Source organism: Tumebacillus flagellatus (assembly GCF_000714935.1).
Taxonomy (GTDB): domain Bacteria; phylum Bacillota; class Bacilli; order Tumebacillales; family Tumebacillaceae; genus Tumebacillus; species Tumebacillus flagellatus.
Genome location: NZ_JMIR01000029.1, coordinates 64,754 through 82,435 on the forward strand (window position 1 = coordinate 64,754; position 17,682 = coordinate 82,435).

Genomic DNA, 17,682 nt, shown 5'->3' on the forward strand with positions numbered 1-17,682 from the left:
CCGCTTGCCAACCATGCGCGTTTTTTCCATAAAAAGAAGACCCTTCCGCGCCGCCGCGATAAGGGTCTTGTTTCCCGGTGTTTCCTAGCGTTTTCCTAGAGAGATTGTTCGCGCAGGCCCGCCTGCACCTCGTCCATCTGCAAACGAATCCACTCGCGCTCCGCCGCTTGCACCTGCGGGTCGTTCAACCGCTCCGCCAACTGCGACAACCGCATCTGCAACAGCATCCGCGCTTCCTCCCGCTCTGCTTCCTGCGGCGTGCGCGCTTGTTTCACACAATGCTCGCGGTAAGCGTCCAGCGTGTCGGGGTACTGCGTGACGGACCCCGGCGCAAACAGCAGCAGTTGCGTCGCCAGCTTTTGCACCATGTAGCGGTCGTGCGAAACCAGCAACAGCGTGCCGGGGTAGTCTAGCAGCGCCGCTTCAATCCGCTCGCGGGCGGGAATGTCCAAGTAATTCGTCGGCTCGTCGAGCACGAGGACGTTCGAACCGGAGAAGTACAATTTCACGAACGCCACCCGGCACTTCTCGCCCAGACTTAACGTCCCGATCTTGCGAAACACCGCAACGCCTCGGAACAGGAACCCGGCGAGCACCGTTCGCGCTTCTGTGGCTGTCAGTCCCTCGACCTCCAGCACTTCTTCGAGAATCGTCCGCTCCGGGTTCAATTTCTCCACCTCTTGGCCGAAGTACCCGATTTGCGCCGACGGGCTCTGTTTGACGACGCCGTCTGCGGGTGCCAACTCGCCCGTGATCACTTTCAGAAGCGTCGTTTTGCCGATGCCGTTCGGACCGACCAGCGCGATGCGTTGCCCGCGCTCGACGCTGACGTTCACTCCTTCGTACAGTGTTCGCTGCCCGAACCGCACGGCGACCTCCTCCAACTGAAACACCCGGTTGCCAAGCCGCCCGCTCTCTTCAAACTTGAACGCAAGCGACGCCGCTTCCTGCGGGAGCGCGACTTTGTTCTGCTCGACGCGGTCCAACTGCTTTTGCTTGCTCCACATCCGGCGGATATGTCCCTTCGCTTTGGCTTTGGCTCCCGGACCGGCCGCCGCCTCGTGCGCGAGGTGGTACCACTTGCGGTAGCGTTGAATCGCTTCTTCCAGAGCTTTGATTTCCGCTTGCTGCTTTCGGTACAACGTCATCTGCGCGATGCGCTCGCGCTCTTTCTCCTTGACATACGCTGTGTAATTCCCCGGATACGAACCCAATGCGTTCGGACGCAACTCCAACACCCGCGTGGCGATCCGGTCCAGAAACCAGCGATCGTGCGAAACGGTGATCACCGTGCCGGAGAAGGAGCGGATCACCGCTTCCAACCAATCCATCGTCTCTGCATCCAGATGGTTGGTCGGCTCGTCAAGCAAGAGAAGTTGCGGGTCAAGCAGCAAGAGGCGGGCGAGTTGAGCGCGAGTTTTCTGCCCGCCGCTGGCGTGGAGCACGGAATTCTGCCAGATCGCATCCGGCAACCCGACTTCGCGCAGCACGCGCTCGACCTCAAAGTCATAGGAATATCCGCCCAACTCCTCGTATTGCTGTTGGATCGTCCCGTAGTCTTGCATCCATGGATCTATTTCTCGGGAAATAGTCGACCCGCCAAGCAGGACTTCCAGCCTCTGCAGTTCCGCTTCCAAGGTCATAAGTCCCGCCCTCGCTCGACGCACATAGTCCCAAATCGTCTCTCCTTCGGCGTACTCGACCGTTTGCGTCAACAGCCCGACGCGCTCAATCGTTTTGTCCCAAACGATCACGCCTTCATCCGGTTGTTCCGCTCCGGTCAACAGTTTCAACAGCGTGGTCTTGCCAACCCCGTTCGGGCCGACGAGCGCAACTTTTTCGCCGTGCACGATCCCCGCGCTGATTCCTTCAAAAATCGTGCGCGTGCCGAATCCTTTTTTCACATCGTTCAATTTCAATACAAATGACATCGGGCATCCCTCCTGATTCTCCCTTGAGAACAACAGGCACCCTCGTCAAAAAAGCCGTGGGCACAGACGCGCCCACGGCTCAACTCATCAGATGAAATCGCTGAAAAAAACGGCATCTGATCTCTCCGCACATGGGTTCAATTCGCGGGAGTCCGGCGCAACAGACATACGACGCCCCTACCCGCCGCTTGCGTTGGCAAGCCGCGTCTGCCTTCCATCCACACCTCTTGAGTTCGGGTGCAATTAGAATACGGACACAGAATTGTTCATGTCGGAGTTTCGATACCACCTTTCAGAGATTGGGAAAAAATTCCCCTTCACGCTCAGTATATGCGGACAGCCGCGTTTTGACAAGTCTCGATCCACGACAGCGTCGTGTCCAACACTTCCTCGCGCTCCGGCTCGTTGAACAATTCGTGGTAGAGGTTGTGATACGGCACGAATTGATGCAACGGGTGCGCCGGCAGTTTGTTGTAAAACACCGGGGCGACGGCCGCGTCGACGAGGCGGTCTTGACCCGCTTGCATGACAAGCAGCGGAATCGTGATCTGCCCCGCTTTGGCGACGGCACTCTCCATCGCGTGGCCAAGTTCTTGGAACCAGCGCACCGACACTTTGCGTCCCATCAGCGGATCGCTTCCGTATTCGCTGACGACGCCGGGATGGCGCGACACGTCGGACGGCTTGATCCCGCTTGCCATGCGCAGGCGCGGCGCCAGCGAATTGAGAACGCCGGCGAGGCTTTTTTTCCAAGGAGGCACTTCGAGAGCGAGCTTGAGGCAGGGCGAAGAAAGCACCGCGCCGATCAAGTTCGGATGATTCGTCCCCCGCTCTTGGAGATAGCGCGTCGTGACGAGACCGCCCATGCTGTGGCCGATGATCAGCACGTGACCGGATTCTCCGCTCTGTTCTTCGGCGAGACGCATCCACTTCTCGACGCTGTCGAGGTATTCGTCAAACGAATCGACATGGCCGGAGATCCCGCCGGAACGCCCGTGCCCCGGCAGATCGCCGGTGATCACGGAGATGCCGTGCTTCTGCAGCGCTTCTATCACATGCCCGTATCGCCCGCTGTGTTCGCCCGCCCCGTGCACCAACACGACGGTCAACGGCACGGAACGCGAATGCGCCGTGTCGGCGGGGAGAATCTGTGTATGCAAATCAAGCAAAGTCATCCCAATTTCAGCCTCCTCTATGTTCTGCCGGCTGTCCACTCGACATACAATCGACAGCAAAACCTCGAAACCGGAAAGGAGGGAACCCCAGATGGAGGATCAAAACTGGTTCACCCTCCTGCGAGACACTCTCAATGTCTTCGGCAACCTCGCCGAATGCATCGGTCTGTTGTTCCTGGTCACACAATTTCGCTCCTCCAAGAAGAAGCCCCATCCCCCCAAAGTCCGCGTCGTGTCCAAACGCAAGCCGGAGCAGACGCGCGAGAGAATGGTGTCGTAAAAAAAGACCTGCGCCAAGCGGGTCTTTTTGGCTTGCGTGCCCTCATTATACGCTGATAGCAAACTGTCGCACAATTCCCAAAATCGGAGGAGTTTGGTATGATGAGTGGTAATCACAGGCAATTCAGGAGGCGACCTTCCCCATGAAAAAACAAATCATCGCGATGGGCGGCGGCGGTTTTTCGATGGAGCCGGACAACCTGTTGCTCGACGAATACATTCTGGCGCAGACCGGCAAGGAACGCCCGAAAGTCTGTTTCCTCCCGACGGCGAGCGGCGATTCCGCGGGCTATACGGAGCGCTTCTACGAGTCGATGAGCACGCTGACTTGCGAGCCGAACCATCTCTCGCTGTTCCACCACCATCCGGGCACGTCCGATCTCGAAGGTTACCTGCTCACGCAGGACGTGATCTACGTCGGCGGCGGGAACACGCGCAACATGATCGTGCTGTGGAAGGAATGGGGCGTTGACGTCATCCTGCGCAAAGCGTGGGAGCAAGGCATCGTGCTGGCGGGACTGAGCGCCGGGTCGATCTGCTGGTTTGAGCACGGCGTGACCGACTCGGTCATTCCGAAACAACTCCACTACATGAACGGCCTCGGCTTCCTCCCCGGCAGCAACTGCCCGCACTACGACGGCGAAGCAGAACGCCGACCCACCTATCATCGACAGCTCCGTGAAGGGCTGATCCCTGCCGGTTTCGCGGCGGACGACGGCGCGGGTCTGCACTTCATCGGCACCGACCTGCACCGCGTGGTCTCTTCCCGTCCAAACGCCAAAGGCTATCGATTGAACGTGGTCGACGGCGTCGTGACGGAGGACGAACTCGACACGAACTATCTCGGCTGACCCTTTCAAGGAACTGCTTATCCGGCAGTTCCTTTTAATTATTTTGCAAAGTTGTGCCGTATCAGCATGATTTTCCAAAAAGATGTCGAAGTGCTAGTAGAAGACATCTAGAGATAGAGGGGGGAATGGACTTTGTTGTCAGCCAAGAACAATCAAACGGATGAACTCAGACGATTGGAAGATGAACTTCGTGCGATGAAGGAACAATTCGAGGCGTTCGTCAACAACTCCACCGTGGCGTTTATCGTCATCGACCTCACGGGGCATATCGTACGTGTAAACGACACGTTTGAACATATTTTCGGTTGGACGGCAGACGAAGCGATCGGCCAACAGCTGCCGTTTGTACCGGATCGGCTGCTGCCGGAATTCCAGCAACGCCTGAAGACCCATTCGTTTACCGGGACGGCCTCCGAAGAAATTCGTCTGTGCAAGGACGGCACGCTGTTTACCGCCAGCGAGACGATCACGCCGATCTTGGACGATTCGGGTCAAGTCACGTCTTATGCGTGCATCCTGCGCAACATCTCCGACCGCAAAGCGGACGAGCGCCGTTTAAAAGTCAGCGAACAGCGCTACAAGTCGCTGTTTGAAAACAACCCGAACGCCATCTACTCCGTCGATCTCCAAGGCCGTTTCACCGAACTGAACCCGGCCGTGGAAACGATCACGGGATATACCCCGGAAGAGCTGTTGTACCGAGATCATACGATGCTGTTGCTGCCGGAGTTCAAAGAGCTGTCGTTGCTCAACCACTTTGCCGCCAATCCCGGCACCAAGCAGGAAGTCGAAGCGACAATTGTACACAAAGACGGCCGATTGGTCGACATCTCCGTCATCTCGTTGCCCATTGATGTAGACGGCGAAATGATCGGGTTCTTCTGCATCGCCAAGGACATCACCGTCCAAAAACAAGCGGAGCAACTCATCAACCACATGGCGTTCACCGACTGCTTGACCGACCTGCCCAACCGTCGCCTGTTCCGCAACCGGCTGACGGAGAGCATCGAAACGGCGGAGCAAAACGGAGACAAACTCGCCGTGCTGTTCATCGACCTCGACCGCTTCAAAGTCATCAACGATTCGCTCGGCCACGCGTTCGGCGATCATGTGCTGCAGGCGGTCTCGGAGCGCTTGCAGTCCTGCGTCACGCACGAAGAGACGCTGTGCCGGATGGGCGGCGACGAATTCACGCTTTTGATGCCGAATATCCAAGGTGCCCAAGACGCGATCGACATGTCCAAGAAGATCATGGAAGTCATCCGCCGCCCGCTCAACGTCGACGGAAACGAAGTGCACGTCACCACGTCGATCGGCATCGCGCTCTATCCGGAAAACGGCCGCGACGCCGACACGCTGATGAAGAACGCCGACATCGCGATGTACCGGATCAAAGAGCACGGCAAGAACAACTTCCAACTCTACACCGACGTGATGAACGAAGACGCCATCCAGCATCTGCAGCTGGAGCGAGAACTGCGCAAAGCGATTGAGCGCGAGGAGTTCGTGCTGCACTACCAACCGCAAGTCAACGTCTCCACCGGGCAGATCACCGGCATGGAAGCGCTGGTGCGCTGGCAGCATCCGGAGCGCGGCCTGCTCTCACCGATCCACTTCATTCCGCTCGCCGAAGAGACCGGCTTGATCGTGCCGATCGGCGAATGGGTGTTGAAGAAAGCGTGCGAAGACGGCCAGCGCTGGTTGCAAGAAGGCCGCAAGCCGATGCGGATGGCGGTCAACTTGTCGCTGATTCAGTTCCAAGAGCAAGACCTCGTGGAGAAAATCCACCAAATTCTCGTCGACACGGGACTCGACCCGCGCTATCTCGAACTGGAGATTACGGAGAGCATCGCGATGAACAACGTCGAGCAAGTGGTCGCCAAACTGGAGCAACTGGTCAACCTCGGCGTGCAGATTTCCATCGACGATTTCGGCACCGGGTTTTCATCGCTCTCCTATCTCAAGAAATTCCCGATCCACAAGCTCAAAATCGACCGTTCCTTCATCACCGACATCACCAGCGACCCGGACGACGCGTCGATCGTCTCGGCGATTGTGGCGATGGCCAACTCCCTCAAGCTCGATTTGATCGTCGAAGGCGTCGAGACGAAAGACCAGCAACTGTACTTGCATCGCCTCGGCTGCTTCGAGATGCAGGGCTACCTGTTCTCCCGCCCGCTGCCGGCGCAGATGCTGGAACAGCTCTTGCAAAACTGGCTGTAGCCTTGGCTGCCTGTAGCCCTCGGCTGCCTGTAGCCCTCGGCTGCCTGTAGCCCTCGGCTACAACCCGACCACATAAAAAACCCCGCGCACAGGAGTCGCGGGGTTTTTGCTAGTTCATGACCTATTTCATTTCCGCCAAAACTTTCTGATCCACCAAGATAATCTGACGCTTCTTGACGTCGATCCAGCCGTTGGCTTTGAATTCGTTCAGGATCTTCGACGTGGTTTCCCGCGTCGAGCCGATCAGCGAGGCGATGTCCTCGTGCGTCAGTTTGATCCCGATCTGCACGCCCTGCTCGACGCGTTCGCCGTGGATGTCGGCGAGCTTCAACAAGAGGCGCGCCAGGCGGGTCTGCACATCGTAGAACACCAAGTTCTCAATTTGCTCTTGCGCTTCGGTCAAACGGTGCTCGACGATCTGCGCGATCTTCAGCGAGACGCTCGGGTTGTTCATCGCGACTTTCTCGAATTCGCGCTTGTCGATCATGCAAATCTGCGCATCGTCGAGCGCTTCGGCAAAGTTGCGGCGCGGCTCGTCGTCAAACAGCGCGCTCTCGCCGAAGATATCACCCGGCTCCAAGATGACCAAGGTGAAGTGCTTGCCGGTTTCCGACAAGCGGGAAATCCGCACGCGGCCCGACTTCAGCATGTAGATCTGGTTGCTCGGTTCATCCGGAGTAAAAATATACTCCCGCTTCGGCACCGTGGTCGGGACGGAGCCACGTCCTAGTTGGTCCAATTCTTCCTCATTCAAGTCCCTGAACAGCTCGTATGTCTTGAGGGAACAGATTTCACAAATTTCACTCATCTTGACTGCCCTCCCCATGTGTTTCCTAGATTCGGTGTGTCGCTTCACTTTCTAAAGTAACACAACTGGAAGGAGACTGCAACAGGCATTCTCAACTATTCTCACTCGTATGAGAGGGTTTGACCGCCACCACACAAGCGGCTCGACTCAACTCGCGCAGCACATCGGCTTGGTACTGTTCGTTCATCATCCGGGCCTGTACGATCATGCGTCCTTTGTCGTTGGAGACATAACGGGTCGGCAAAGCGTTCAGGGCGAGGGCAAGCACGTCGTTCTTGCAAATCTCGCAATCACAAGGCAAGCGTAAGTTGTTCCAGTGCTCGACCAGCACGTCCTCCACGATCTGTTCCATCAAATTAATCACTTTCATCGGCGTCCCCCGCTGTTTCGAATAAATGAATCGAGAATCGATGTGAATCTGAGTCGCAGTAACAAAAGTTCTCCTCTACTCCATAATTCTCCTGCCTTTGCTTCATACTATTCAAAAGTCGTTCGAAAGGAGAGGAGCCGTTGCGAAAGTCTGATTCCGAACAACTCAAACGCATCTTGTCGGAGGAACTCGCCCAATCGGACGATGTCGAGGACCGCGAGATGAAGTCTGGTGAACTCACGGCACGGCTGCTCTACATCAAGACCTTGTGCGACCCGCAGAAAGTGCAACGCTTTGTGATCGTGCCGTTTTGGGACCTGCAAAACCGAGAGCAATACGAGAATTTCCTGCTCTCCTTCCCCGGCAGTCAGCGCGGCGACCGCGTCGACGCCATCACCGAGAAGCTGTTGCAAGGCTTTCTCGCCGTGTTCCTCGGCGACGAGCTGATTTTGTTCGAAGCGACGTTGAACAACAACTCCAACACCAAAGAAGCCAACGTCGAAACAGCGGTGCAAGGCCCGCAGGACGCGTACACGGAAAAGATCGAAACCAACTTAAACTTGGTGCGTGCCCGCTATCAAACTCCGACGCTGCGAGTGGAGATGTTCGTGATCGGGACGATTTCAAAAACGAAAATCGCGCTGCTCTACGACCAAGACCTGGTCAATCCCAAACAGTTGGAAGATCTCCGCAAGCGCCTGCAAAACATCCGCATCGAAGTGCTCCAAGCGGCCGGCCAATTGGAAAAACTGATCGAACACCGCACGATTCGCCTCTTCCCGACGATGATGATCACGGAGCGGCCGGACCGCACCGTCCACAACCTCGCCAACGGCAAGTTGGTGCTGCTCACCGACAAAGCGCTGTACGCGTTGATCGTGCCGACGATTTTCTCCGATTTTTTCAGCGCGATGGACGATATGTACATGCAAAACATGGTCGGGCGGTTTCTGCAGACGCTGCGCTACATCGGGCTGGTGTTGACGTTGATCATGCCGTCGCTGTACATCATCATCACGTCGTTCAACCCGGAATTCGTGCGGGTACAGCTCACCTTCTCCATCGCTTCGTCCCGGGCGGCCGTCCCCTACCCTTCCTATCTGGAAGTGATCTTCATGCTCTTGATGATGGAATTTCTGACGGAAGCGAGCATCCGGCTGCCGCGGGCGATCGGGCCGACGGCGACGACGGTGGGCGGTTTGATTCTTGGTCAAGCCGCGACGCAGGCGGGGTTGGTCAGCGATATCATGATCATCATCATCTCCGTGGTGGCGATTTCCAACTTCGTGATCCCTGTCAACGCAATGAGTTTTGCGATCCGCGTCTGCAAGTACCCGCTGGTGCTCCTCTCCACGCTGTTCGGGTTTTTCGGGTTGATCGTGGGGTTGATGGGGTTGGTGTTCTACCTGTCCTCGCATCGCACCTTCGAGGTCCCGTATGTGAAGATGTTTCGAAAGGAACGGAAGCCATGAGGGAGAACCGGTACTTTTTTTACTTGGTGATCTTGAACATGCTCACCAACGTCGTGATGTTCGTCCCGCACGTGTTGCTGGAAAATCGCTTCGGCAGCGGCATGATGTCGGCGGTTGTCGCCGTTCCGGTCAGCATGGCTCTGTTGATTGTCTTCACGAAACAGATCCAAAAAGTCGAGGGATTCACCCTGTCCAAGATGTTGCAGGCCACGTTTCCGACTTGGATTCGCGTGCCGTTTCTCGTGCTGCTTTCCGCCGTCTGGATGACGGCCGGTGCGATGAGTGTGGTGGTATATACGGAGATGACACGCCGCTTTCTGTCGCCGGAAACGTCCTCTCTGATGATTCTGACCATCTTGTTGCTCTTGGTGATCGGTGTGTCCTATCTGGAAAGCGACTTGGTGATGTACGGGGTGGAAGTGCTGTTCATCTTTGTGGTGCCGGTGATTGTGTTCTTGCTCGGCAAGGCGTTGTTCAGCAAGTCGATGAATTGGTTGGAAGTGTCGGACATCGCCACACATCTCTGGTCCCTTCCGGATCTCAAAAGTGTTGGAGCCGCGACCTTTCTGTTTTCCGGCTTTGTCAACATGGCGATCTTCGGCCGCCACTTTCCCTCGCGCTTGAAACCGTTGCACTATTGGATGTTGGGCGTGATGGGGTTGTCGGTCATCTTGACGTCGTTTTTGATCCCGATCGGGTTTCTCGGCAGTTTCTCCGTGGAGCGGTACGCGTTTCCGTGGATGTCGACCGCCGACTCGATGCGGATGGAGTTTTTTTTCATCGAACGCGTGGTCGGGCCGTTTCTTCTGCTGTACCTCATCCTGTCGACACTCTGCACGATTGTCACGTGGCACGTGGGGTGTCAACTGATCGACAGCTTGTTCTCCACTCCGAGAAAAATGCGCCGCGTGATCATCCTCGCCGTGTTCTCCCTCTCGGCAGTGGGGATGCAAAAGTTTCTCCTCAACGAACATCTGATGTACCGGTTTACTTCCAATTGGTTGGTGATCCGCTTGGCGGCTGAGTTTCTGTTGATTGCCAGCGTGGTCTACGGCGTCAGGAGGTGGAAGAAATCGTCATGAAGAGACGCCGACTCGCGCTGTTCGTGTTGTTATGCGCAACGCTGTTGCAAAGCGGCTGTGAGTTCAAAGACCTCGACAAACGCTTCTTCGTCGTGTCGATCGGCGTAGACAAATCCAAAGACCCGAAGAAGCCGTATCATGTATCCTTGAAAGTGGCGATTCCGAGCGGCCAGGTGCAGATGGGCAAGGAGTCGTTTGACGTGTACGCCGTGGACGACAGCACAATCTCCAACGCCGTCCAGCACTTAAAAGCCAACGTGGACAAGGAGTTTGACTTCGGGCACACCAAGATGCTGGTGTTTGGGAAGGAACTCGCCGAAGACGACTACCGCGATGCGCTGGACTGGATGGTGCGTGCCCGTTTTTTGCAGCAAATCGCATGGGTCGGCGTCGGCAGTCCCAACGCCGAAGAGGTGTTGCGGGTCAAACCGAACTTCGAGCGGCTCCCTTCCAACGCCCTGTTTCTGTCGTTTGGCCAGATCGGAGTGGAATCGGAGTTCACCGTCTCCCGCTATTTGTTTGATTTCTTTCGCGCCAACGAAGAACCGGGCAGTTCGCCGGTGCTGCCGATCATCAAAGCGCGGGAGGGGCACTTTACGATCGACAACGCCTACGTGATGGACGGCAAACGCGCCAAACTCCGGCTCAACGCCGACGAGACCGTGCTGTTTAACACGCTGGTCCGATCGCAAAACAAGTACGAGTATGTGTTGGAGCAGGACGGGAAGCGGTTCGTGTTTCACGCGGACCAGATTTCTGTCTCGCGCTCCCTCACCGAATCGCCAAAACCGACGGCGACGGTGAAAATCAAGCTCGGCGGCACGTTGGTCGAAAGTCAGGATCAAGTCGTGAAGGAGCAAGACCTGTTGAAAGTCAGCGACCAACTCGGCCGCAAAATCCAAAAAGACATCAAGACCCTGCTCGAAAAATTCCGCGATCAACATCTCGACCCGTACGAGTTCGGACTGTATTACCGCGCCACACACTGGGACGACGTCGACCAGGAGGTGGCGGCTTGGAAGAAGATGTATCCCTCCCTCCAGTTCGACGTGCAGGTGAAAGTGAACTTGCGCGGCTCCGGCGTGATTGAATAAAAAATCCCCTTCCACGAATGGAGGGGATTTTTATTTAGTACTTCTCCGGCGCGTCCTTCCACTTGCGCAGCAGTTCGAGGTCGCCCTCGTCGACGTAGTTTTCTTGGACGGCGATCGGCAGAAGTTTGGAGTAGTTGGACAGGGTGGCAAACGGGCAGTCTGCCGCTTGGAAGTTCTGGACGGCACTCTCGAATTCGTAGGAGAAAATCGCCGCAACGCCCAAGACTTTGCCGCCCGCTTGACGGACGCCTTCCACGACTTTCAAAGACGAGCCGCCCGTGGAGATCAGGTCTTCGATAACGACGACGGTTTGCCCTTCGTGGAGTACGCCTTCAATCAGCGAGCCGGTGCCGTGCTTCTTCGGAGAGGAGCGCACGTAGACCATCGGCTTGTTGAGTTTTTGCGCCACCCACGCCGCATGCGGGATGCCCGCCGTCGCCGCTCCTGCGATCACGTCCACATCTCCGTACTGCTCTTGGATCAGTGCCGCCAAGCCCTCCGCGATCATCTCGCGGATTTCCGGGTAGGAGATCGTCAAGCGGTTGTCACAGTAGATCGGCGAGCGCAGGCCGGACGACCAGATAAACGGATCGTGCGGTTTAAGCGCGACGGCTTTGATGTCGAGCAGGGCTTTGGCGACTTTGTCGCCGAGGTTCGCAGTGGTCATTGGTGAGGTCCCTCCGATGGCTCCGATTGTTGTACTTCTTCGAGGATGCGCAGTGCCGCGTCGCGCGGGTCGTCTGCGTGCGTGATTGCGCGCCCGATCACGAGGTACGAGGCTCCCGCTCGCAGCGCGTCGGTCGGCGTCATGATCCGCACTTGGTCGTTCGCCGCCGCCCATACGGGACGGATGCCGGGGATGACGGTGAGGAACTCGTCTCCGCACGCTTGGCGGATGCCCTCGATTTCATGCCCGGACGCGACGACGCCGTCGAGTCCCGCTTCTTGGGCGAGGCGGGCGTAGCGGATGACGGTGCTTTGCACGTCGCCCGGGATGCCGATTTCCTCGTTTAGCACCTGTTTTGCCGTCGACGTCAACTGCGTGACGCCGATCACTTTCGGAACGGCGATGCCGAGCGCCTGTGCCCGTGCGACCGCCGCTTGCTTGGCGCGGCGCATCATCTCCAGTCCCCCGCCGACATGCACGTTGAACATGTAGACGCCGTGCGACGTGACCGAGTCGGACGCGCCCGCCACGGTGTTCGGGATGTCGTGGAATTTGCAGTCCATGAAGACTTGAAAGCCCCTCTCATGCAAACGATCCAAGATCGCCGGCCCGCTTTTGAAAAAAAGCTGCAGGCCGACTTTCATCGTCTTGATCGTGTCGCCGAGGCGGTCGGCGAGTCGCAGCGCGTCGTCCATGTTGTCGTAGTCGAGGGCGACGAAGATTTTATCAGCCGGTCTCAGGTTCGTCATGCACATCTCTCCCGTTCTCTCGTGTCGCAGCACATGGTTTTACGCTGCAGATGATTTCAGATTATTTCCAAGCAACGCCCGTGAGGTCGCTCACGCTCGCGACGCCGTTTTGCTCGCAGTACTGACGGATGCCGTCGATGATCTCCGGGCACGCCAGCGGGTTGACGAAGTTCGCCGTGCCCACCGCGACCGCCGCGGCGCCCGCCATCAGGAATTCGATCGCGTCTTCGCCGTCCATGATCCCGCCCATGCCGATGATCGGAATCTGGATCGCTTGCGCCACTTGGTAGGTCATGCGCACCGCCACCGGTTTGACCGCCGGGCCGGACAGACCGCCGACCCCGTTGGCGATGAGGGGTTTTTTTCGATTCAGGTCGATGCTCATGCCGACGAGCGTGTTGATCATCGAGATCGCGTCCGCACCCGCGGCTTCCACCGCTTTCGCCATCGAGACGATGTCGGTGACGTTCGGCGACAGTTTGACGATGACGGGGACTTTGGAGACTTTCTTGATCGATTCGGTGACGTGCGCCGCTTGCGCCGGGTCGGTGCCGAATTGGATGCCGCCGCACTTGACGTTCGGGCAGGAGATGTTCACTTCAATCGCGTCGACGTCTTCGGAGTCCATCAAACGTTCCGTGACCGCCACATAGTCCTCGACGGTCGTTCCGGCGACGTTGACGATCACCGGGATGTCATACTTGCGCAGATGCGGCAACTCTTCGGCGATCACTTTCTCCACGCCGGGGTTTTGCAGGCCGATGGCGTTGAGCATGCCGCCCGGCGTTTCCGCCACGCGCGGGGTCGGGTTGCCGAGGCGCGGCTCCAGCGTCGTCGCTTTGACGACGATCGCTCCCAGTTGCGAAAGGTCGTAGAAGTCCGCGTATTCCTTGCCGAACGAGAAGCAGCCGGATGCGGGCATGACAGGGTTTTTCAGTTTGAGTGATCCGATGTTGACGGAGAGATCGATCATGCGAAGTACACCTCCGGTGCCGGGAAGACAGGGCCGTCCTTGCAAACTTTTTTGTATCCGATGCTGCCGTCCGCGAGCCGGCAAGACGTGACGCACGCCATGCACGCGCCGATTCCGCAGCCCATCCGCTCTTCAAGCGACAGGTAGCCTGCTACCCGTCCCTCCATTTTGGCTTGCACGGCGCGCAACATCGGGGTCGGGCCGCACGCGTAGAAGCGGTCGGCGGAAGCGAGCAGTTCGTCGGTCATGTAGTCGGTCACGAATCCTTGGCGTCCAAGCGATCCGTCGTTGGTGGAGACGAGAACGTCGCCGTACTGTTTCAAGTCGTCGATCAAGATCGCGACGCTCTTCGATTGGAAGCCGACGATCGCGGTGACTTTGACGCCGTTTCGGTGCAGTTGGTCCGCCAGTTCCACCATCGGAGGCACGCCGATGCCGCCGCCGACGAGAATGGCGTGTCGGTCGCCTTCATGGAGTTTGAAGCCCTTGCCAAGCGGCCCCAGCACGTCGAGCGTGTCGCCGACGTTTTTGCCGGCGAGCAGTTTCGTGCCTTTGCCGCCGACGCGGTAAGCTACGCCCAGGGCCTTGCGGCCCCCGTCGACTTTGCACAGCGAAATCGGGCGGCGGAGCAGGTGGTCCACTCCGTCGGTCACGCGGATGTGCAGGAATTGTCCCGGTTGATACTGCAAGTCTTTCGGCGCTTCAAACAGCAGCCAGCGCATGTTGTCGGCGATTTCGCGATGTTCGAGGATGGTCAGCCGTGCCATGCTCTCACGCCCCTTTTTGTCTGGATTTTTTGCCTATTCCTTTTTTGCCGCTAGTTTTTTTGCAGCGGGCGGGTCGAGAATTTGATTGAGCTCAGCACGTCGAGCATCGCTTGGGCGGTGTCGAGCGAGGTCAGGCACGGGATGCCGTGTTCGACCGTTTCGCGGCGGATGCGGAACCCGTCGCGGGTGACGTCCTTGCCCTTGGTCAGCGTGTTGATGACCATGTTCGTCTCGCCTCGGCGGATCAGGTCGACCAGCGTGTTCTCCGTCTCTTGGAGCTTGTTGACTTCTGTCACTTGGATGCCGTTGTCGCGCAGGAGTTTCGCGGTGCCCGCCGTCGCGACGAATTTAAAGCCGAGGTGGTAGTAGCCGCGCAGGATCGGCAGCGCTTCTTGCTTGTCTTTGTCGGCGATCGTCGCGATGATCGTGCCGTGCTCCGGAATCGAGATGCCTGCCGCCAGCAAGCCTTTGTAGAGCGCTTTGGCAAACGTGATGTCTTGGCCCATGACTTCGCCGGTCGATTTCATTTCCGGACCGAGCGTGACGTCGACGCGGCGCAGTTTGGCAAACGAGAACACCGGAACTTTGACGGCGACGTTCTGGGTCGGCTCCGGCCAGAGGCCCGGCTGGTAGCCTTGCTCCGTCAGCGATTCGCCGAAGATGATCTTGGTCGCCACGTCCACCATCGGCACGCCGGTGATCTTCGAGAGGAACGGCACGGTGCGGGAAGAACGCGGGTTGACTTCGATGATGTAGACTTTGTCTTTTGAGACGACGTATTGGATGTTCAGCAAGCCCTTAACGTTCAGCGCGCGGGCGATGCGGGTGGTGTATTCGATGATCTCTTCCTTCAGATGCGGGTAGAGCCGCTGTGTCGGGTACACGGCGATGGAGTCGCCGGAGTGCACGCCTGCGCGCTCGACGTGTTCCATAATCCCCGGAATCAGCACGTTCTCTCCGTCGGAGATCGCGTCGACTTCCACTTCCAAACCGGTCAGGTAGCAGTCGACGAGCACCGGATGTTCTCGGTTGACTTTGACGGCGTGCGTCATGTAGTAGAGCAGGTCTTGCTCGCTGTGCACGATCTCCATCGCGCGGCCGCCGAGGACGTAGGACGGGCGGACGACGACCGGATAGCCGATGGTGTTCGCCGCTTCCACCGCCGCTTCGACCGTGAACACGGTGCGGCCTTCCGGGCGCGGGATGTTCAGTTCGGTGAGCAACTGGTCGAATTTCTCGCGGTCTTCGGCGCGGTCGATGTCTTCAAGCTGCGTGCCGAGGATTTTCACGCCGCGCTTGACGAGCGGTGCGGCGAGGTTGATCGCCGTCTGGCCGCCGAACTGCACGATGACGCCCTCCGGCTGCTCGCGGTCGATGACGTGCATGACGTCCTCGATGTGCAGCGGCTCGAAGTACAGGCGGTCGGACGTGTTGAAGTCGGTGGAGACGGTCTCCGGGTTGTTGTTGATGATGACCGATTCGTAGCCCGCTTTCTTCAAGCCCCAGACCGCGTGGACGGAGCAGTAGTCGAACTCGATGCCTTGGCCGATGCGAATCGGGCCGGAGCCGAGGACGATGACTTTTTTCTTCTCGCTGGATTCCACTTCGTCTTCCTGCTCGTACGCCGAGTAGTAGTACGGGGTCGCCGATTCAAATTCGGCGGCGCAGGTGTCGACCATTTTATAGACGGGGCGCAGGCCGAGATGTTGGCGGGTGCCGTACACTTCCTCTTCCGTGGTGTCGGCGTAGCGGGCGATCGTGGTGTCCGGGATCGCCCACTTTTTCGCTTGGGTCAAGTTTTGCTCGCCGAGGCCGTTTGCGGCGATGTCGTTCAGGAGTTCCACGATCCCGCTCAATTTGTGCAGGAACCAGCGGTCGATCTTGGTCAGGTCGTGCAGTTGCTCGACGGTGTAACCGCGCTTGAGAGCTTCCGCGACGAGGAACAGGCGCTCGTCGTCGGCGTGGATCAAGCGCTTCTCCAGCTGTTCGACGGACAGTTCGTCCGCACCCGGCAGGTCGAGCGAATCGAGGCCGATCTCCAGCGACCGCACCGCTTTCATCAGCGACGCTTCAAAGGAGCGCTCGATCGCCATGACTTCGCCGGTCGCTTTCATCTGCGTGCCGAGGACGCGCTTGGCGGTGATGAACTTGTCAAACGGCCAGCGCGGGATCTTGGTGACGACGTAATCGAGCGCCGGTTCGAAGCAGGCGTAGGTGTTTTTCGTGACCGGGTTGATGATTTCGTCCAAGGTGTAGCCGATGGCGATCTTGGACGCAATTTTCGCAATCGGGTAACCTGTCGCTTTCGACGCCAGCGCCGACGAGCGGGAGACGCGCGGGTTGACTTCGATCAGGTAGTAGTTGAAGCTGTGCGGGTCGAGCGCGAACTGCACGTTGCAACCGCCCTCGATGCCGAGCGCGCGGATGATTTTCAGCGACGAGTGGCGCAGCATCTGGTATTCGTGGTCGGAGAGCGTTTGCGACGGTGCCACGACGATGGAATCGCCGGTGTGGATGCCGACCGGATCGAAGTTCTCCATGTTGCAGACGACGATGCAGTTGTCGTTTTTGTCGCGCATGACTTCGTACTCGACTTCTTTGAACCCGGCGATGGAGCGCTCGACGAGCACTTGCGAGATCGGCGAGAGGGTCAAGCCGCGGTTGACGATCTCTTCGTACTCCGACCAGTTCGCCGCGATGCCGCCGCCCGAGCCGCCGAGCGTGTACGCCGGGCGAATGATGATCGGGAAGCCGAGTTCTTCGGCGAACGCTTTCGCTTCTTCGTACGTGTTGACGATTTCCGATTCCGGCACCGGCTCGCCCAGTTCACGCATCAGGGCGCGGAACTGTTCGCGGTCTTCCGCTTGTTGAATCGACGCCAGCGACGTGCCGAGCAACTCGACGCCCTCTTCTTGGAGAACGCCCATCTCGTGCAGTTTGACGGCGAGATTGAGGCCGGTTTGACCGCCGAGCGTGGCAAGCAGGCCGTCCGGGCGCTCTTGGCGGATGATCTGCGCGACGAATTCCGGTGTGAGCGGCTCGACGTAGACTTTGTCCGCCATGTCGAGGTCGGTCATGATCGTCGCCGGGTTGGAGTTGACGAGAACGACTTCGATGCCTTCTTCCCGCAGCGATTGGCAAGCTTGCGTGCCGGCGTAGTCAAACTCTGCCGCTTGGCCGATGATGATCGGGCCCGATCCGATGACGAGGATTTTCTTGAGGTCTGTGCGCAACGGCATGG

At 58.2% G+C, this 17,682-nt stretch carries 15 protein-coding genes; 6 read left to right on the forward strand and 9 right to left on the reverse strand.

Features of this window, described 5'->3' with window-relative positions; genetic code table 11:
• Positions 1 to 95: 95 nt before the first annotated feature.
• Both abc-f and EL26_RS16910 read right to left on the reverse strand, forming a co-directional pair.
• Positions 96 to 1,931: a ribosomal protection-like ABC-F family protein gene (abc-f, locus tag EL26_RS16905; RefSeq protein ID WP_038091572.1), complete on the reverse strand. Its 1,836-nt coding sequence runs from the start codon at positions 1,929 to 1,931 to the stop codon at positions 96 to 98.
• Positions 1,932 to 2,254: 323 nt separating this feature from the next.
• A complete protein-coding gene (locus EL26_RS16910) occupies positions 2,255 to 3,106 on the reverse strand; it encodes an alpha/beta hydrolase (RefSeq protein WP_052036513.1) in 852 nt (283 codons plus the stop codon).
• 91 nt (positions 3,107 to 3,197) lie between these two features.
• On the opposite strand from EL26_RS16910, the gene EL26_RS16915 reads away from it, so the two are divergent.
• From EL26_RS16915 to EL26_RS16925, 3 genes are all read left to right on the forward strand, one after another.
• On the forward strand, positions 3,198 to 3,386 hold the full coding sequence (locus tag EL26_RS16915; protein ID WP_038091574.1) for a hypothetical protein: 189 nt from the start codon (positions 3,198 to 3,200) through the stop codon (positions 3,384 to 3,386).
• A 142-nt stretch (positions 3,387 to 3,528) separates the two neighbouring features.
• Positions 3,529 to 4,236, forward strand: coding sequence for a Type 1 glutamine amidotransferase-like domain-containing protein (locus EL26_RS16920; RefSeq protein WP_038091575.1), 708 nt, complete (start codon positions 3,529 to 3,531; stop codon positions 4,234 to 4,236).
• Positions 4,237 to 4,368: 132 nt separating this feature from the next.
• Positions 4,369 to 6,459, forward strand: a complete 2,091-nt coding sequence (locus tag EL26_RS16925; RefSeq protein ID WP_038091577.1) for a putative bifunctional diguanylate cyclase/phosphodiesterase — start codon at positions 4,369 to 4,371, stop codon at positions 6,457 to 6,459.
• A 121-nt stretch (positions 6,460 to 6,580) separates the two neighbouring features.
• Here the strand turns inward: EL26_RS16925 and EL26_RS16930 are convergent, their stop codons facing one another.
• Together EL26_RS16930 and EL26_RS16935 are read right to left on the reverse strand one after the other, a co-directional pair.
• Positions 6,581 to 7,267, reverse strand: a complete 687-nt coding sequence (locus EL26_RS16930) for a Crp/Fnr family transcriptional regulator (protein ID WP_038091579.1) — start codon at positions 7,265 to 7,267, stop codon at positions 6,581 to 6,583.
• Positions 7,268 to 7,358: 91 nt separating this feature from the next.
• Positions 7,359 to 7,637: a late competence development ComFB family protein gene (locus tag EL26_RS16935; RefSeq protein WP_038091581.1), complete on the reverse strand. Its 279-nt coding sequence runs from the start codon at positions 7,635 to 7,637 to the stop codon at positions 7,359 to 7,361.
• A 140-nt stretch (positions 7,638 to 7,777) separates the two neighbouring features.
• Between EL26_RS16935 and EL26_RS16940 the strand changes: the two genes are divergently transcribed.
• The 3 genes from EL26_RS16940 to EL26_RS16950 are packed head-to-tail and all read left to right on the forward strand — an operon-like array spanning position 7,778 to position 11,285.
• Entirely contained in the window at positions 7,778 to 9,109 is a 1,332-nt protein-coding gene (locus EL26_RS16940) for a spore germination protein (RefSeq protein ID WP_038091583.1), read from the forward strand.
• Entirely contained in the window at positions 9,106 to 10,191 is a 1,086-nt protein-coding gene (locus tag EL26_RS16945; RefSeq protein ID WP_038091585.1) for a GerAB/ArcD/ProY family transporter, read from the forward strand. Before EL26_RS16940 ends, EL26_RS16945 begins: the two co-directional genes overlap by 4 nt.
• Positions 10,188 to 11,285, forward strand: a complete 1,098-nt coding sequence (locus EL26_RS16950; protein ID WP_038091587.1) for a Ger(x)C family spore germination protein — start codon at positions 10,188 to 10,190, stop codon at positions 11,283 to 11,285. Before EL26_RS16945 ends, EL26_RS16950 begins: the two co-directional genes overlap by 4 nt.
• Before the next feature lie 34 nt (positions 11,286 to 11,319).
• Here EL26_RS16950 and pyrE read toward each other — a convergent pair whose 3' ends face one another.
• The 5 genes from pyrE to carB form a co-directional block, all read right to left on the reverse strand.
• Positions 11,320 to 11,952, reverse strand: a complete 633-nt coding sequence (gene pyrE, locus EL26_RS16955; protein WP_038091588.1) for an orotate phosphoribosyltransferase — start codon at positions 11,950 to 11,952, stop codon at positions 11,320 to 11,322.
• Positions 11,949 to 12,701, reverse strand: a complete 753-nt coding sequence (gene pyrF / locus EL26_RS16960) for an orotidine-5'-phosphate decarboxylase (RefSeq protein WP_238546138.1) — start codon at positions 12,699 to 12,701, stop codon at positions 11,949 to 11,951. Before pyrF ends, pyrE begins: the two co-directional genes overlap by 4 nt.
• Before the next feature lie 61 nt (positions 12,702 to 12,762).
• Entirely contained in the window at positions 12,763 to 13,674 is a 912-nt protein-coding gene (locus EL26_RS16965; RefSeq protein WP_038091590.1) for a dihydroorotate dehydrogenase, read from the reverse strand.
• Positions 13,671 to 14,441 carry a dihydroorotate dehydrogenase electron transfer subunit gene (locus tag EL26_RS16970; protein WP_038091592.1) on the reverse strand — a complete coding sequence of 257 codons (771 nt, stop codon included), beginning with the start codon at positions 14,439 to 14,441 and terminating at the stop codon, positions 13,671 to 13,673. The genes EL26_RS16965 and EL26_RS16970 overlap by 4 nt, the downstream gene beginning before the upstream one ends.
• A 50-nt stretch (positions 14,442 to 14,491) precedes the next feature.
• The gene (carB, locus tag EL26_RS16975) at positions 14,492 to 17,680 is read right to left on the reverse strand and encodes a carbamoyl-phosphate synthase large subunit (protein ID WP_038091594.1); all 3,189 of its coding nucleotides are present in this window, start codon (positions 17,678 to 17,680) and stop codon (positions 14,492 to 14,494) included.
• Between the last annotated feature and the right edge of the window lie 2 nt (positions 17,681 to 17,682).

Excerpts from the sequence above, each read along its gene's own strand:
- EL26_RS16920 (WP_038091575.1), top strand. The coding sequence starts at position 3,529 with ATGAAAAAACAAATCATCGCGATGGGCGGCGGCGGTTTTTCGATGGAG.
- EL26_RS16910 (WP_052036513.1), bottom strand. The coding sequence starts at position 3,106 with ATGACTTTGCTTGATTTGCATACACAGATTCTCCCCGCCGACACGGCG.
- pyrE (WP_038091588.1), bottom strand. The coding sequence starts at position 11,952 with ATGACCACTGCGAACCTCGGCGACAAAGTCGCCAAAGCCCTGCTCGAC.
- EL26_RS16935 (WP_038091581.1), bottom strand. The coding sequence starts at position 7,637 with ATGAAAGTGATTAATTTGATGGAACAGATCGTGGAGGACGTGCTGGTC.
- pyrF (WP_238546138.1), bottom strand. The coding sequence starts at position 12,701 with ATGACGAACCTGAGACCGGCTGATAAAATCTTCGTCGCCCTCGACTAC.
- abc-f (WP_038091572.1), bottom strand. The coding sequence starts at position 1,931 with ATGTCATTTGTATTGAAATTGAACGATGTGAAAAAAGGATTCGGCACG.
- EL26_RS16930 (WP_038091579.1), bottom strand. The coding sequence starts at position 7,267 with ATGAGTGAAATTTGTGAAATCTGTTCCCTCAAGACATACGAGCTGTTC.
- EL26_RS16915 (WP_038091574.1), top strand. The coding sequence starts at position 3,198 with ATGGAGGATCAAAACTGGTTCACCCTCCTGCGAGACACTCTCAATGTC.
- EL26_RS16970 (WP_038091592.1), bottom strand. The coding sequence starts at position 14,441 with ATGGCACGGCTGACCATCCTCGAACATCGCGAAATCGCCGACAACATG.
- EL26_RS16950 (WP_038091587.1), top strand. The coding sequence starts at position 10,188 with ATGAAGAGACGCCGACTCGCGCTGTTCGTGTTGTTATGCGCAACGCTG.
- EL26_RS16965 (WP_038091590.1), bottom strand. The coding sequence starts at position 13,674 with ATGATCGATCTCTCCGTCAACATCGGATCACTCAAACTGAAAAACCCT.
- EL26_RS16945 (WP_038091585.1), top strand. The coding sequence starts at position 9,106 with ATGAGGGAGAACCGGTACTTTTTTTACTTGGTGATCTTGAACATGCTC.
- carB (WP_038091594.1), bottom strand. The coding sequence starts at position 17,680 with ATGCCGTTGCGCACAGACCTCAAGAAAATCCTCGTCATCGGATCGGGC.